Origin of the sequence: Haloferax prahovense, from assembly GCF_000723845.1 — an archaeon.
Taxonomy (GTDB): Archaea; Halobacteriota; Halobacteria; order Halobacteriales; family Haloferacaceae; genus Haloferax; species Haloferax prahovense.
In genome coordinates, this window is the sequence record NZ_LK053003.1 from 66,686 (window position 1) to 82,872 (window position 16,187).

The 16,187-nt window shown below is 57.0% G+C and carries 10 protein-coding genes; 1 reads left to right on the forward strand and 9 read right to left on the reverse strand.

Translation table 11 applies throughout. The features are described 5' to 3' along the window. Positions 1–198: 198 nt before the first annotated feature. From BN984_RS18740 to BN984_RS18775, 8 genes are read right to left on the reverse strand one after another with little or no spacing between them, the layout of a single operon-like run. A complete protein-coding gene (locus BN984_RS18740; protein WP_049969040.1) occupies positions 199–4,551 on the reverse strand; it encodes a type IV secretory system conjugative DNA transfer family protein in 4,353 nt (1,450 codons plus the stop codon). Continuing rightward, positions 4,544–6,748, reverse strand: a complete 2,205-nt coding sequence (locus BN984_RS18745) for a VirB4 family type IV secretion system protein (RefSeq protein WP_049969041.1) — start codon at positions 6,746–6,748, stop codon at positions 4,544–4,546. Before BN984_RS18745 ends, BN984_RS18740 begins: the two co-directional genes overlap by 8 nt. Beyond that, positions 6,741–7,862, reverse strand: a complete 1,122-nt coding sequence (locus tag BN984_RS18750; protein WP_049969042.1) for a hypothetical protein — start codon at positions 7,860–7,862, stop codon at positions 6,741–6,743. Before BN984_RS18750 ends, BN984_RS18745 begins: the two co-directional genes overlap by 8 nt. A gap of 2 nt (positions 7,863–7,864) precedes the next feature. Then, a complete protein-coding gene (locus BN984_RS18755) occupies positions 7,865–8,926 on the reverse strand; it encodes a hypothetical protein (RefSeq protein ID WP_049969043.1) in 1,062 nt (353 codons plus the stop codon). Next, positions 8,919–9,791, reverse strand: coding sequence for a hypothetical protein (locus tag BN984_RS18760; protein ID WP_081909282.1), 873 nt, complete (start codon positions 9,789–9,791; stop codon positions 8,919–8,921). The genes BN984_RS18755 and BN984_RS18760 overlap by 8 nt, the downstream gene beginning before the upstream one ends. Next, positions 9,788–11,524 (reverse strand): hypothetical protein, encoded by a 1,737-nt coding sequence (locus BN984_RS18765; RefSeq protein ID WP_049969045.1) that lies wholly within the window; start codon positions 11,522–11,524, stop codon positions 9,788–9,790. The genes BN984_RS18760 and BN984_RS18765 overlap by 4 nt, the downstream gene beginning before the upstream one ends. A 29-nt stretch (positions 11,525–11,553) precedes the next feature. Then, positions 11,554–11,970, reverse strand: a complete 417-nt coding sequence (locus BN984_RS18770; protein ID WP_049969046.1) for a hypothetical protein — start codon at positions 11,968–11,970, stop codon at positions 11,554–11,556. A gap of 6 nt (positions 11,971–11,976) precedes the next feature. Continuing rightward, on the reverse strand, positions 11,977–12,225 hold the full coding sequence (locus tag BN984_RS18775) for a hypothetical protein (protein WP_049969065.1): 249 nt from the start codon (positions 12,223–12,225) through the stop codon (positions 11,977–11,979). Positions 12,226–12,420: 195 nt separating this feature from the next. Here BN984_RS18775 and BN984_RS18780 point away from each other — a divergent pair, with 195 nt between their 5' ends. Beyond that, positions 12,421–13,296 (forward strand): hypothetical protein, encoded by an 876-nt coding sequence (locus BN984_RS18780; RefSeq protein WP_049969048.1) that lies wholly within the window; start codon positions 12,421–12,423, stop codon positions 13,294–13,296. A gap of 467 nt (positions 13,297–13,763) precedes the next feature. On the opposite strand, the gene BN984_RS18785 is transcribed toward BN984_RS18780, so the two are convergent. Then, a complete protein-coding gene (locus BN984_RS18785) occupies positions 13,764–15,086 on the reverse strand; it encodes an orc1/cdc6 family replication initiation protein (protein ID WP_049969049.1) in 1,323 nt (440 codons plus the stop codon). Between the last annotated feature and the right edge of the window lie 1,101 nt (positions 15,087–16,187).

Below are 16,187 nucleotides of genomic sequence, written 5' to 3' on the forward strand. Positions count from 1 at the left end.
CGTAACCGACAATCCGAATCTGTCCAAGATACGCCGTTCAGTCCCGCTATTATCCGAATTCTATCGTAACGGCTGTCGTAACTCTGGGCGATACTATCGTAACCTGTCGTAACCATCCGTCTGAACACTCCTTCGGCCGATTTCTTGTTGAATCGGCTGTTGTTCGTCTGACCGGGGACAAACGCTGACAGACCAGTATCAGTCATTAGATAATTCCTCCTGAGTGAGGGCGAGCCCATCGTAATGACGAGTTGTGGCATTCCCGTCTTTCTTGACCGTGCTATCGAACTCAACGTGCTGTCTCAGCCGGCGTGTGAACCACCGCTTTGAGTCCGGTGAAAGCCCCTGTTCAGTCACCCACGACTGATAGCAGTTGTAAACCCGTTCAGAGGAGACAGATCCGTGGGCTGTCTCACGGAGGAACTCCTCTGCGAAGCGGCCCACAACAGCATCAGGGTCGTCTGCAAGCTCCGATACGTCGACCAGAGACTCGTCCGACTCGTCTGATGTGGGGGTTGCGGCTCTTTCGGCCGCTGCGGTATTGGATTGGGTTGGCTGTGCGACGAGATCCAGCTCCGAGAGGTCACTCAAGGGCCGTACTGTGCCGTCCCGATAAATTACTGCGTCACCGTCGTTCCGAAGAATGACGATAAGATACTGCTCACTACTGAATCCTGGATACGGCAGTTCATCTTCGGGGACGAATGGCCGCTTGAGCTTAGTCCAGTCAGCAGTAAACGCCTCTTTCGAGTCGTAGACATACTGCTCGCCCCCCGCATAGACGACGTACTCATCGGCCACCGAATCATAGCTGTAAACCGCAGGCAGTCGGCTCTTCGAGAGTTCGTCTAATGACTCAACTCGAAGCAGTTCACCCCCAGCACCGTCTTCCAAAACAAGATCCCCATCGACTCGTGACCAGATCGTCTGTGCGCTCTCAGGTGACACGGGTCGAAGTGCCGTCAGACCACCCTCCTCGCTCGCACCACCATTGAACGAGATCGTTGTATCAGTCGTATAGAACCGCGTGTCTCCTGACTGGAGTTCACGAAGCGGTGGCGACAGCACCTGTTCGACACGTTCTGCCCAGTAGGGTTCCGGCTCACCAGCCCGAACGACAAACATCGGGATTTCCCCCGCCTCCTGTGCTTTGCGGAGGTTCGTGAGGACTTTCGCAGGCTTCCCTGGCGTTGTCGTCTCGACCTCGATGGCAAACGGAGCGTCAAACGCAGGGTGCGTCGCACGCCCATCCGGTTTCTCGCTCCCGTCTTGGCTGAGTATCGATACTGTACAGCCATGGGTCGTCAGTTCTGCTTCGATCTGTGCAAGAGCAGCGTCATGCTTCGAACTACCAGCAGATTGGACTGCCCCAGTGTCGGGGGCAGCAACCGCTTCGCCCGCTTCAGTTAGACGAATCACGAGTTCGTCTTGGTCGAGGTGAACCGTCGTTTCAAGGAAGCGAGAGCGCTGGCGAATCGTCGATAGTTCGTCGTACGTCGGTGCATCACCACCTGATTCGTCGCACAGACGGCGGAGTTCATCATCAACGGTTTCGACTGAAACCCAGCCGTTTGCCTCACGTTCGGACAGCCGAAGTTGCACCGCTCGAACGACTTTCGCAAGAGCCGTGTCGAGTTCCCCATCAGTAATGTCAAGCGTGGTACTGAGTTCGTCGGGGAGTTCTGTCGCCGGTGCCTCAGTCGTGGTCACGCCGTACGTCTCGTCAACGCGGCCCTGCATCCGACTGAGCGTCTCACTAAACCGAGACTCTTCACTCTCGGTAAGAGGACGGTCGCTCTCAGGATGCCCATCCGGAATCGGCAGCGGAGCGAGACTGAACGGATACGGCCCAGTCTCACCGAAGATCGGACTTGGAAGATTCGCAATCCACTCACCACGCGGAAGTGACCGGATTCGGTTCGCGAACGCTGTTGGGTCCATTTCCTCGTGAGCCATCGCCCTAGCGAGCTCACGGTCAACGTTGATCTTCCCCACAATCGGACTCCCGATATTGTTGAGGACGTTGAGATAGGCGCGCCGCCCCCCTTCCGCTTTCATTTGCTCGGGGAACTGCATCGAGAGCCCGACTGACAGCCGGAAACTCCGCCCTTGCTCGAGTAGTGTATTCATGACATCCGAAACAGCAACCGACGCTGCCTCATCAATCAGGAGATTAACCACGTAATCCTCGGGCCGCTTACCGACATCCTGGTTCTCTTCTTTCAGGGCGTCCTCGAGGTTGGTCAGAATCACACCGGTCATGACGCGAGCAGCATCCTCACGGAGATCACCCAGATCAAAGAGAATCACCGTATCGTCGTCGATGACATCGCGGAAATCAAACCGTGGCTCGGTGTTGTTGAAGATTCGACGCAGATGTGTGTCGTCCGAAATAACTGAAAGACGATTGCCGACACCACCCAACACATTCGAGAAGGTCGTCTTGTCTGCCTGTAACTGTCGTCGGAGTGACCGCGAGACAGCCTCGTCACTCGATTGCGGGGCAGCACTCAGATCTGGCTGGGGTGGCCCTGCTTGCCAAAGTTGGTCAAGCACAGACTCCAACTGCCGATGAGCGAAGTAGTCCGCTGACTCGCGATACTGGCCGTTTTCGCGACCATGCGTCTCGTCGAACAACACTTTGATCAGCGACTTAATCAACCCAGGTGCGACTGTCGCCCGCTCGTAGCGGTCAACCCCCATAACGAGTTTCAGAATTTCCTCGTAATGGTCGGCCTTGCGCTGGACAGCATCTTCTCGCCGGAGTCCGTTTTCAAGCGACGGCTCGAGATTGAAAAACGAGAATCCGGGGAGGACGTCTGGGAGAGAGAAGTAGATAACATTCTCTCTGAGGTCGTCCAAGCCGAAACGCGCAGCATGCGCACGCATGTAGTTCTCCGCCATACCGTCGCCCTTCGGTTCGATGAGAATCGACGGCCCAGTCGTCGCCTCGTAGAGTGAGAGGAGTTCATTAATCTGTGCCTTGGACTTACCGGCCCCAGTCGTCCCAAACCGGCCATAGTGTGTCGGCAGCAGTCCGGGAGGTATTCGAGTCGGTTGCTTCTCCGCTTCACCAGTCTCATCAAGCGCGTAGCCGATTGCCATGCCCTCACGGAACTCGCTCATGAGGTCCGGATTCGGACGGGCAAGCGGGTTCCGGCTCTGTTGCTCAGCACGCGTCCCACGAGAACCCTCCATTGTCAATCGTTCCGACGAAGGGACAACCACGAAGTTCGCAAGCTCAGCCCCACAGAGAACCAACTCCGGCCGGGTCTTACCACGTCCAGTCGCTACCTCTCGCGAGAGGAGTCGCTGGAGCGCTGCTCGCGCGTTTTGTTCTTTCTTCGATTGTCGGAAGCCACGGTCTCGAAGTCGCGTCGCTTCGATCTCGTAGAACGGGCCGTCGAGTGGGTCAAAGACCGGCGCGAGTGACGACAGGCGGTCATCAAGGGCGTCGCGGCCAGCCTCATTCGTTGGTACACCAATCGCCCGGATATTCGTCGTGTACGAGCGTTTGGGGTTAACCGCATCAATCGCGTCAAGCCGCTTGACGACGATGTCACTCAACTCGTCACGGGTTCGACGTTCGTACTCTAGTTCGGGGTCAAGCAGGTCGCCAAGGATTTTCTGCGACAGCGTATCCCGGCCATCATTCAAGTCCTCTTTGCGGAGTTCTGCATCTGCTTGCCAACTCTCCCGGCGCTGAAACACGACTTGGAACGCGAGCGGTTCGCGTGCATCGTTCAGATGGTCGATCAGCGACGCAAGCACAGCCCCCGGTTCGTCGACCGCCGGCAGCGTGCTCTCGTCGGGCGTCGCCGTCAGCGGAGTCAACGACGACATCCAGTCTTGCTTCCGAACTGCCGACCCACACCACCGCACACCCCGTGGTGAGACGGCGTCGGCCGCGGGGCGGGCGAGAATCGTCCCCTCTGCGGCCACCGTCGGCTTCTCGACCGACGTGGGCGAAACCTCGTCAGCGAGGGAGTCAGTCGTTTCGAGTTCGACAACTGTCTCTCCAATCGACACCAGTCCGTCCGCCGTTCTGCCACCCATTTCGTCGGCAGTGTCCGTCGGTGAACCCCCAGACTCGTGTACGGCGCTTCCGCCACCGTCCGGCGTCACGTCCACGTCGACATCTGCAGCCGAATACTGTTCGTCGTCGGTGAACTCGTACTGCAGGTCACCCTGCTGGTACCGCTCGACAAATTCCTCGTGAGACAATGCAACCGGGTGAATCAACTTCGACGCGACGTCCACCTCGACACGCTCGATGTCGAACGTCTTCGGATAGATAGATCGAAGTCGCTCTTCGAGTGTCCCAAGATAGTCGTCAGCACCATAGTAGAACTCAACCGGCGCGTCTTGTCCGGTACTGAGTGCGAGGAACTCGAAGCACGGTGGGGTCGCGGATGTAAACGGGTTGAGTTTCGACCACAGCCCCGAACTGTCAGGGATCAGTTTGTGGAGACTCTCGAGCGTCTGCGGGATACCACGAGCCGTGAGTTCCTCCGAGGTCGGCGTCACGCGAAGATACTCACGCTCAGGCATCGTCGGTACCTCCAAGCTGGTCGGTGTCAGTTGCTGTTGAATCAGTCTGCATGTCTTGTGACTCTCCGTTTGCTTGCTGCGCTAACTCCGTCCGAAAGGTCTCAATCTCGGGTGAGACCGCTGTCTCACCAGCACCGGGCAGCGACGCCCGGCGCTGCTCGGTCGGATCGAAGTCGATGACCTCCGTTTCCTTGGGCATCGCTTCGACTCTGATACCACGCCACTCGCCGTCGACGCCGACGAGTGCCTCGGAGAAACCAGCGTCTTCATTCCCGGGCACCGCGTCTTGCACATACCGCATCTGGGCGTGATTCAAGCCGAACTCGTCGGCCCATTCCTTGTCCATCCCATCCAAGCGATGGAACTGCTTAACGGCACACTGGTCGAGGATAGCCTCACTTTCAGCGTGCTCGAAGAACTCGTCGACGGTCTGGGTAACGAGGCGAATCGAGAGGTCGTGGTGGCGATGGTGTCGGAACACCGTTTCGAGGAACGCCAGACTCGCGGCGTCCTGCATGATATACCGCGCTTCGTCGATGACGAACACGACCTCCTTGTCCGTCTCTTTCGCTCGCTCGTAGACGAGCGAGATGAGCAACTGCATCGTCAGCGCCGTACTGCTGTCGACGCTGCCTTCTTGCTGGGCGAGGTCGAGATAGATGACTTTCTCGTCACGGATGTCGAACTCCGATTCTTTCCCGAGGTTCGCGTAGCGGCCTGCTTCTTCGAAGGGCCGCAGTTGGTCGATTAACCACGTCGCATCGTTGCTAAGCTTCTCGGCTTCCGCATCCGACCGGACGACGAACGATTCGGGGTCGTCAACCATCTCCTCAAAGACGTCTAACATTTCTCGAATCGTCGGGCTCGGGTTGCCGTGCGTCGTGATATCATCCGTAATGCCATGACGGTCGTAGGCGTGTCTGAGTCCGAGTTCGAGCGTCGTTCGGCGGTCACCGAGTGAGATGCCGCGGAGGGCGAAGAAATTCGTCAGGAAGCTCATCGCGTCGTCGAGTTTCTCGTTGAACGGGCTCGCGTCTTCACCCATCGCCCGTTGGACGTGTTCGGGCGTCTGGCGGATTTCGAGCGGGTTCAACCCGAGTGTCCCACCAACGGTAATGCGCTTGGCATCGAGCGCTTCGGAGACGCCCGCCCAGTTGTTGAGCGGTTCGAGAATGATCCCGATGCGGTCCTTGCTCTGTTCGATCGACCGAATGAAGTTCTCCTTCGCACCGAACGATTTTCCGGAGCCTGTGTCGCCGACAGTGAACATCGCATAGCCGTTATCGCGGGCAAACGGGTCGATGACGACCGGACTCTGGTTGTCCTTGTGGATCCCGAACTCGACGCCTCCTTCTTCGAGAATCGTCGCGTTATGTGGCGACGCCAGAAGCGACCCAACAGCACCCCCGAGGGCAATCGACTCCCGACCAAAGACGTTGTCGCCAATTGGCGCGGCGGACTGGAGCGCGAGGTCCTGCCGGCAAATAGCCGTCTTCGGCGTGAGATTCGCCGGTTCGTCACGGAGCGCGCTTTTGACTGCTCTGACAGCATCTCGGAGGTTGTCCGTGTCGTCGGCGCGGACGGTGACGAATAGCCCTTGGTCGAACACACTCGCACCACTCTCGACGGCCTTGTACGTCGCCGCTGCCTCGTTGGCTCGCTCTTGGAGATACTCACTCCGGACGCTCTGTTCTAAATCAGCGTCGACCTGCAGGTCGTCAGCGATATTCTGCAGTTCGTTTCGTGCGCGCTGTTGGTTCTTCGGCGTGATGTGCGCCGTCAGGTCGAACTCGACGTCGGTCAACTCGAAGAGGTCACTCAAGTAGCCGTCATTCGGGTAGTCGGCGTAATCAGCGATGTACAGCGTCGTCGTCCATTGCTCACCGACACGGGCAGCTCGCGTCTCCCATTCGATTGCCGCCGGTGCTGTCGCCGTCTTGTGTGACTCCGAGATATCGTCGAGAAGTTGGCCTTCTGCCTCGCCGGCTTCGAGGGTTTCCTCGTCGAAGACATCCGAGAAGTCGACTTCCGGCTCATCGTCGGTGCGGTACCGCTGCCAGAGGGCTGTCCCGCCGACACCGAGCACCACGATGGTGCCCAGATAGAATGCTGCACCTTCGGGGGATGTCGGCTGTTGAGCCCACTGGGTGAGCTGCGTGAGAATATCACGACTCGACTGCAACGGGAGGTTACGCATCGAACGCCTCCTCCCGGCGTGAGCGGCCGAGAATCGGCTGTTCGCGAATTACGCCTGCTTCGGTCTCGAAATCGTGTTCCTCGCCGTTCCAGAAGTCCATGTTCAGGACGAACAATTCGACCGTGCTGAGTCGGTGGGCAGACCAGCCGGAGGCCTGCTGAATGAATTCGGAACGGACGTCTTCGATCCGGTCGTCCAGCTTCTCGAACATCTGAGCGCGGCGTTCCACGTCAGAGAGGTCCGCACGCCGGGTGACGAACGGGTTGAACAGGATGCCAATCACGGGGAACTGCGTCAGCTTTTCAGCCGGCGTTCCCTCGTCACGGTATCGGTCGTAGACTTCGAGTGGCGAGACTTCTACACCGATGTAGTATCGGACCTGCTGAATGCCGCGGTCACGCATTTCTTTGGGCCGCGTCTCCCGATACTCCTCGAGGAGTTCCCGGAAGATCGGGTTCTGTGTGACGTCCTCGTCGGTGAGTCGCTCCTCGATTGTCTCGGTGATCTGTTCGACCGGGAATGACCGGGTTGTTGCGTGGAATTTGAGCTTCGAGTCGAGTTCTTTGTTGGCGAACTCGGTGCCTGCGTCCTGGAGTTGGGCCCAGTCGTCGGCCATCGCGAAGTCCATGTTCCCCGGGTCGATTTCGATGAACGCCTCCATCGCGCCATCGGTCCGCTGAATCGCGCCGGCGCCGGGCCACGCTCGCTCGATATTCGTGAGGTCTTGGGTTCGCTCGTCCGGCGTGAATGGCGTGTAGTTCGCGAGTCCGCCCTCGTTGCGCACGGTCTCGTTCGATTGGCTCTCCGAGTGTTCCGGCGCACTCAGCGTAATCCGGGGCCGTTTGGCGTAGCGATAGACGTCTTTCGTCCACGTCCATGCGTTCAGATGGTCGGGGGTGACGTAGACGATGGCCGCACCCATCCCGAGGCCGCTTGCGATAAGCGGGACGGCGAGTGATTCAATGCCCGTGAGGCCGGCGAGGAGCAACCCACAGATGGGGAGAGCGATGAGGATGCCGACGTCACCCTCTTCGATGTTGAGGTAGGGGATGCGACTCGCTTCGCCGAACTGGTCCATGATGCGCCGAGCGGCTGTGTCTTGATCTGTCGACATAGTTAGCGGGTTCGGGGTTCGTTTTCGGTCCGCCGGTACGACGGCAGTCCGTCGCTGTCATCAGTCGAGTCACGCTGTGCGGCTGCTCGCTGGGCGAGGGCTTGGCCGGCGGCGGCTTTCGGTCCCCAGCGGGCGGCCGTCGTCGCAACGCCAGCGCCACCAACGTACGCACCAGCTGCGACGCCGCCGATGAGGGCTGCGCCTCGCGTTGCACCACCAATCACCTTCGCGGTGAGGGGCGTCGCGTACGTGAACGTCTTCCAGGTGAGATAGAGCGCGATTAGTGGAAGTGACGTTGCTACAAGATACCTCATGAATGGACTACTTGGAGCAAGAGCATTCTGTGAGAACAGTAGGTCGTACCCTTTGAATACGACTGCTGCAGGGAGAGGAAGTACTGCAAGAGGAACAAACCGTTTGCTGAACCCAACTGCGATATCAGAGATGACCGGGAGGTTACCGTAACCGAGGGCGAACGCAATCGGCATCCCATACACGTAGACATAGATGAGAACTTCACGGATGTAATAGAACGCCTCAAGAGACCACATTGACAGTCCGCCAGCAACGCCGAATAAAAAGGCGAGAACGGGGTTAGTTAGCGACACCTCTAGAAGTTCGAACATCGTGTCTCCAAGTGAACTCAGACTCGGCATCAAGGCGATCGTGAAACCGTCAACGAGGTAGAGGGACAGAATACTAACCCAGTACCAAGATACGATGAGGAGCGCACCAACCCACGCAGTTTTCTTAGTGCGTCTTGCCTCGTACGCACTCCCGATATTGAAAATTCGGAGCGCATGACGCCCCTGAACACACATTACCAACAACAACAGCGAGATCAGCATAATCTCACCGCCAACTAAAGCGTCTTGTATCGCAGGCCACGGCCCATTAGACGCTGTTCCAAACACAATCGGCCCATCAGTACGTGGAGTCGGAGTTCCAAACATACCCTCCGTGAGAGACTGATATCCAGTTCTCAGACCCCGCATGAACAGGCCAGTCAACCAGCTAAGCGCCTCTTTGAATCCCTCAAGTACAACGTCAATTAGATCAACCATCGTGCTCTCCGATGGAGATACTGCAACCCTCAGTACTAGTCGAGTCTGTATACTGAACGTTGTAGGTCTTAGACACCTCAGAAGCAGCTACACGTGTTTTGAGGATGAGGTTGAACTCACCACTCTGCTCCCCATCTTGACACGAGATATCTGAACCGGGAACAAAAGCGAACGGAGACCGAAAGCTGTAAATCGTGAGTTGCTTCCCGGCTGGAATAACAACTTCAGCTACTTCAGAGTCAGACTCGGGGTCATAGATCCCACTAACATCGTCATGGTTGGCGTAGTTCGTCCCCTCTTCATCGGAGGGATACGGAACGTCTCCGATGAAGAGTAATTTCGTGACTGCGTTTGGCCCCGTTCCACGGTTCTCAACAGTCACAAACGCCTCATCAGTAACTTCGTCACCCGAAGAGTTCCACATCTCCTCTGGCTGATTTCTCCCAATCCCCATCTCGACGATGCTGAGGTCCGGTTGAATGGAAAGTGAGCCCTCAGCAACAGTTTCGTCACCATCCAGCGCGACGATACGGTACCCACCGGGCTCGTAGGCAGTCCCGATTTCGAACGAAACCTGTCGTGCGCCGGCGGCAAGCCCGCGCTTCCCGAAGAGCTCCCCATTCGGCTGAATGAGGTTTACCTGTTCGACGGGTGCGTCAGCATCAACCTCAACAACGACGGCTTGGCCCTCGACAGCGATGCGTGAGAGGGGACCAGCACGCTCGGTCGTCGCCGATGTCTGGTCGGGCGTCATTGTGCCCGAGTTACGGCTACCATCGAGGCAGCCGGTAACGCTGGCGAGGGCGGCCCCGCCAACGGTTCGGAGGACGGTACGTCTATCAATCGGTGAATCGGTTGGAATCATTGGTTTCGGTAGTAGCTATCTGTCGGACCAAACATGCGGAGGAGTCGGCGACCGGCGTAGAACGTCACGACGAACGGAATCGCCTGCCAGCCAACTTCGAATACGAACGTAACCCAGCCCTCGAGAGTCCCGAGTGGATGCCAGCGAACGGAGGCCGTATCGCCCACATATGCTGGGTCGTGGCCAAGCCACGTGCCGGGGTGGTAGCGAGCGGTGTAGATCCCCGGCTCGTCCAGCGTGACGATCGCGATGCCACTCTCATTGGTCTCAACGCGCTGGTCACCCACCGTGATGTAGCCGCTGTGTGACGACCCGCCAATCGGGTACTGTCGGTCACTCCCATTCGACGCGATTGGCGCACCCGTCTGGTTATCGCGCAACTCGACTCGAAGCGTCGCGTTCGACGTCGTCTGCGAAACGAGCTCAACAGAGAGGTTACTCTCACGAAGCTGGCGCGCTGACCCGACTTGGGGGTCGACAATCGTGGCATTCACGCCGCGAACGATCCCACCCACCCGAAGCGCCTCCCGGTCGACGGTCTCCGCACGGACGGCCAGTCCGTACGTCGGCGTGTACGACTGATTGACGACCTCGACGGTTACGTTCTCGCCGATCGTCCGGCGAGGTGACGCCCGGTCAGTCCCCCACGTATCGATGATATCCGGCCCATCGCGAACCGGCTCTGCTCGCGGCCCGATCTGTGAAGGATACGCGTGAACTCGGACGGGAATCGCATCCGACTGTGCCGTGGTTGTCGTTGACCCGGTCGATGTGACGAGGGTGTCCCAGTTCGTGTTGCGAGCGGTGTAGAACCGCCACACACCACGGACCCGAGAGTTCTCATCGTCGGTGAGCGTATAGCCCTGCCACGGCCGGGACTGGAAAATCGCGACGCCAGTATCCCCGTTCGGGTACTGCGCGTAGTAGGGGTACGCCGCGAGGTCGTAAATCTCGGTATCGAGTGTGTCCGAGACGGTTCGTGTCTCCGTCCGGTAGTTGACTGTCGTCTCGGATTCGCCACCAACCGTTGTCTCGACTGTCTTCTTGAGGCGAACAGAGATGGTCGCTTCGAGCGTGAGGTTCGCACCCCACGAGTGAGTGGTGTGATACTGTAATTCTGGCGTGTGAGTGCCGCTCGCAGTTGCGACTGGAATGCCGTCGATTTTCAGACGGATGTTCTCAATCTCATGGGAGACGAGTGCCCAGTCGGTAGTCCGGTTGCCCGTTTCGTTCCTGGTTGGAACGCGAACACGATAATCGACGAGGCCACGAACCGTCCCATTGGGAGCGATATAGAGCGGTGTCTCACCTGCGTCGAGATGGCCACGCGTCGATGGCGTGACCGCGAAAATCGTCGCGTGTGCATCATCGATGAACGTCCCATCTTCGAGTGACGCGTGGGGTGGGTAGGTCGACGTGTCGGGTCCGCCTGCGTCGAGATCAGCAAAGTCGTTGCGCGTCCACGTCGCGGCTGTTGCCGGCGGGCGCGTGAACGTGATGTCAGTCCCGTTGGCGAGTTGGTGGAGCGCCGTTCGGTCGTCGCCGTACTGCTGCTGGTAGTCTTGTTGGCTGACGTAGCGGTCGCTATCGCGAGACCAGAGCGTTGCCGACTCGTTTTCCGTGAGGCCGTTTGTTTCAGTCCCTGGTCTCGGGGGCTGTGCCGTGGCGAGGCCGATAATGGAACTCGACACGAGCAACGCGGCTACCAGTACGGAGGGCACTCGATGCTTCATCGGAGGGCAAAGGTGGATTGGTGGGGCGCTTACCAGGGAGTGAGGTTCACACAGTCCCCAAGTGGGAGGCCCATAATCGACGCCACAACGGTATACAGCGGGCCGAGCACCGCCAAGATGAGGGCGGATTTGAGTGCCGCGCGCTTGTGGACTTTGAGTCGCTTTTTCTGTTCGGGGCTGGCGGTGAAGATCTCAGCGAGGGAATCGGCCTGCCAGATGACTGCCAACCCAATGAAGCCGATCGTCGTCGTGATCTGGAAGAAGCCCTCGACCATCTCCGGCAATTTCTCAGCGCTGCAGACCACGCTGTCTTGTGCGGCAACTGGCTGGACGGCAACGAGCGCGAACAGGACGCTCCCGATCGCGACGTGGCGGAGGATGGACCGGGAGGGCCGTAACCGACGGACGGAGCGAGCGTCAGCAGAGGACTGGTGTGAGTCAGACACGGGGAATCACTGGGTGTGGTCGTACACGAGCGCTTGGAGGTCGGCGTAGCGACTCGTCATGGTTGCAATCTCATCGAGCGAGTAGCCCAACTCACGCGCTTCGGTGAGTTGCGCGCGGAGTTCGTGCGGCTCAACGTCGCGAAGTTGCATCTCGTCGCGGAGGGCTTGCCGATAGAGGGCCGATGCGTTGAGATGGTCGTTCCACCTGAGGAACAACTCATCGATGTCTTCGACGGTGACTGAGCGGGAGATCATGAGTTCGGTATCGTTCCGCACCGATTGTCTTGCGGTGCGTACATGTCAATCAGATTGATGGAATATTATATATTTACTGGCCGATATGAAGTGTGATGACATATCAAACTAGATACTAATTGCTATTTTTATCCAAGACAAATGTAGAAACCTCGCAGTCTCTATATGCATTGATGAAAGAGTACAGTATACCAGATGGGCCACGTCTACTACCACCATCCCGGTGACAAGCAGTTCTCTCTTGACTTCGTGCATCCGGACCCTGCTGAAGTCGTCTCGCATATCGTCGACTACGACGACGACGTCGCTGTGAAGGTTCAGAAGTACGAGATTGACGAAGCGTTCTACGTCGTCTACACGTCCCGCGTTGATGGTGGCCCCGTTCGTGAGGTCGACTTCGATCTCAAAGCGTCACTCGCGAAGATGAGTGAGGACAACAGCACCATCGTCATTCGGCTGCTTGAGATCTACCGCGCCCTCATCGCTCAGAACGAGGAAGAGGAAGGCGTTCCTGTCGAGGCATACAAGCAAATCGACGTCGACGCGCTGCCGGACGTGCTTGATCGGACATCCTGGGAGGGTTCAGCAACAGCCGTTGCAGGGCGACTCGCCTCAAACCTGATTCTGAGACACGCACTTCCGAACGCCAATCACCGGACTGCTGTCGCACTAATCCAGTTCTACCTCCGGCGTTTGAATCCGAATTTCTCGATGCCCGAAACGTCCATAGAAGTCAATCCGGAGTCGTACGACTGGCGGGAGTGGGTGAATGAGTACATCAACGAATCGAAGCGGCTGTTGACCGTTCGGCGGAAGAACGTCCTCTTCAAGCACCTGTACCGCTTCGGCGCGAGAACGATTGAGCGGAAACACGCGGTAGAAATCGACCTGACTGCATACGAGCTGGATATGTACCCGAGTGAAGCGAAGGTCGTCTACGCGGAGCAGCACGAAGAACTCTGGACCGAATTCGTCGAGGAGGCCGTCGAACGCGCAGGCTATCCAGAGCTGAAGGAAACGCCGGGGCTATCGAAAGCAGCGTTCGCTGAAAAGATTCGGAACCTCGACTAAGCGGCTCTGTTAGTCTTGGAGCGTGGCGACTGTTCGGCCCGTTTCCTCGGCCTCTTCGCTGCGCGACATGTTGTACGTCGCGAGTGCCTCGTCAACCGCCTCATCAAGACTCATTGGTCAACCTAATCTTGATTCTTCCAGCGTATAAACGCTTGCGTGGCCAAGAAGAGACCCTAAGAGATAGAGATCAAGCGTTACGGGCTTTGAAGTGCAAATTTTACCCACTGTCGCTCCGGGAGTCACTTCATGAGATTTAGCAACATGAATGACAGACACCTACATATACCAGGTTTTCATTAGGCGATGGTCAGTCAGGATTCTGGATTCGGAAGGGACACACCTCTATCGATTTGTTGTGAGAGAGACCACCAAACCCTAGAGACGCACCCCTATCGACTTGTTATCGATGTCGAGAGAACTAGACCGCTGCAGCACCCTCGCCCCTATCGATTTGTTCCGATGAGGAGCTACTTGTTGATCTGAGCCCGAACCACCGCTCGTAGTTCATCTACGTGGACGTCCTTCAGTCGTGAATCTTCTCGAAGCGTCTCGATAATCGTGTTCGGATTCTCCCCAAACGTGAACTCGAGGTAGCTTCCCGAGTGCGGGCCCTGACTCTTCCGCTCTGTCTCGACCAACGAATACGTCGTGAGCTCCTTCATCTTGTTCACGTACGTTTCCTGGTGATACTGATCTGCATCAAGCGTCCCCGTCAGATACTGATACACTCGATACCCGAGCGGACTTTTCGCTGCCCCCCCGGTCTCCCGGGCAACGGCAGCAGTCGCGAAGAGACAGAGCTTCTTCTGGGTACTAATTCCACGAGTTACCTCTAGAACGCGGTTCTTCTCGACCTTGTCTTGGGCTTCTCGAATGTGCTCTTCACGAACCTGGTCCGCGTTTGCTTTCTCGGCGATTGAGCCTGCAGTCCGCATTAGATCGATCGCCTTCCGTGCATCCCCGTTCGTTTGGGCGGCGAATGCTGCAGCCAGTGGGATCACGTCGTTACTGAGTGCGCCCTCGTGGAAGGCATCTTCCCGTGCCCAGAGAATTTCTCGGAGTTGGTTGGCATCATAGTCGCTAAAGTGGACGTCCTCCGGCGTGAATGAACTGAGTGCTCGACTGCCAACGTTCTCCATCATCTTCGTGTCGTTGGTGATGGCAGTCACAGAGACCTGGGAAGTAATCTCGTCCGTACTCCCAGCGCGAGAAAGCTGGTACAGAAGACGGGAGAAGGCAGGTTCTTCCATATCGCGGCGACCGATGAGCATATCGAGTTCGTCGAGGATGAACACGACAGTGTCGTAGTGTTCGTTAATCAGGCGGTAGAGTTCTCGCCATTTCTTCTTGTTCGGGATGCCGTGTTCTGGAACCTCAACGGTCACTCCGACATCGTTCGCGACTTTTCGAGCTAACTCGTAAACGGCAGAACCGAGAGTCCCGACGTTCTGGCAGTTCATCTGGATTACGCCGAATCTGATGTCACGGCTTTCACAGAGTTCGAGGATGTTCGAACAGACGGCGTTGATGATGAGCGACTTTCCAGTCCCTGACGGCCCGTAGAGGAAGAGGTTCGGTGGGCGTTCATTGCTAATCGCGACTCGAAGGTGCTGGGTGATGTCGGTGAGCTGGGAGTCGCGACCGACGATCCGTTCCTCGTCGACGATCTCGTTCGGTTCGAGAAGAGCTCGGTTCTTGATGAGACTCGCGGCTTCTTCCTGCTCGAGGATGAGATCTTTAATAGAACCCGTGGACTCAGATGATTCCTCGGGACCAGGATCCGTGGGCATATCTCATCCCTCTCTATCAGGATACTAAAAGATTCCCCTGTCGATTTCTTTTCACCCTCTACGAGGCTCAGAGGTGGAGAATCGGAGAGTTTTAGCGGTTTGCTCGTAGACCTCCGACGATTTGTTCGGAAGGATTTCGTAGCACGATATCGTGGAAACATGAAGAACACCCTCTCACCCCTATCGATTTGTTCCAACCACAAAGGAGGGGTGGGGGTGACTCGATTCCGATTGCGTTGTCACTACCTCTAGACCGAGTATTTCATTGAATTGGTTGTTGTTCTTTCGATCTCTTCTTCTTTCTTCTAGTTCTAGACTAGCCTAGCTAGAGTAGACACACCCCTATCGATTTGTTCTAACTGGTCGAAGTCGTCCGATTTTCTCCCGTGTACTTTACTTAAACAGGTGTCTTTAGTGTGGATACGAACGGTCTCGATTCCAGCAATACAAGTCCTTAGACGCCATTCTAAATTCGTCCGGTCTCCCCTATCGATTTGTTCGATATCAACGCAGTCTCCCAGAAATCGGTAAAATAGTGCCTTAAACAAGGGGGATTACACCATGGGCCACCAATCGTGAGATCTCCGATTACTTTTATCGGGCCAAAGCTTGTCCTGTGGTGCTCTTTCGTACGGGGACAAATCGATAGGGGTGAGAGAGTGGTTCCCGAGTCGGTACTCCACGATGCAGATTCGGCTCTCAACTGAGATCTTCTCGTTCGCAGCTTCACGTTTATCTCAGAGGTACTCTTTCGCGTGAGTCTGCATCCCCCTTGGGCGCATCCTTCACGAACAAATCGATAGGGGTGACTCTGTGTCTGCACGTGGTTTCGGAAAACAAGTCGATAGGGGTGTGCCTCCAGATTCAGTCAATCAGAATACGAGCAACGGAATCTACACCACTGCAACATCGCTGCGAACGACTCTCGTGTCTTTGATACAGAGCAACCTCCCTTAACCAACAGACATTGATCTTTTCAGGCGAAATGCAACAGGACCGTTTCTGACGGGACCAGTGGTGGTGGGAAAGTAGCGTATTCAACGTCGCCGTCTCGTTGTGACCTGAAAAGACCAACAGCCGTCTCTCACCTGTCTCGTTGGT

Coding starts and splice junctions, on each gene's coding strand:
- BN984_RS18740 (WP_049969040.1), bottom strand. CDS start 4,551: ATGCCTGAGCGTGAGTATCTTCGCGTGACGCCGACCTCGGAGGAACTC.
- BN984_RS18745 (WP_049969041.1), bottom strand. CDS start 6,748: ATGCGTAACCTCCCGTTGCAGTCGAGTCGTGATATTCTCACGCAGCTC.
- BN984_RS18750 (WP_049969042.1), bottom strand. CDS start 7,862: ATGTCGACAGATCAAGACACAGCCGCTCGGCGCATCATGGACCAGTTC.
- BN984_RS18755 (WP_049969043.1), bottom strand. CDS start 8,926: ATGGTTGATCTAATTGACGTTGTACTTGAGGGATTCAAAGAGGCGCTT.
- BN984_RS18760 (WP_081909282.1), bottom strand. CDS start 9,791: ATGATTCCAACCGATTCACCGATTGATAGACGTACCGTCCTCCGAACC.
- BN984_RS18765 (WP_049969045.1), bottom strand. CDS start 11,524: ATGAAGCATCGAGTGCCCTCCGTACTGGTAGCCGCGTTGCTCGTGTCG.
- BN984_RS18775 (WP_049969065.1), bottom strand. CDS start 12,225: ATGATCTCCCGCTCAGTCACCGTCGAAGACATCGATGAGTTGTTCCTC.
- BN984_RS18780 (WP_049969048.1), top strand. CDS start 12,421: ATGGGCCACGTCTACTACCACCATCCCGGTGACAAGCAGTTCTCTCTT.
- BN984_RS18785 (WP_049969049.1), bottom strand. CDS start 15,086: ATGCCCACGGATCCTGGTCCCGAGGAATCATCTGAGTCCACGGGTTCT.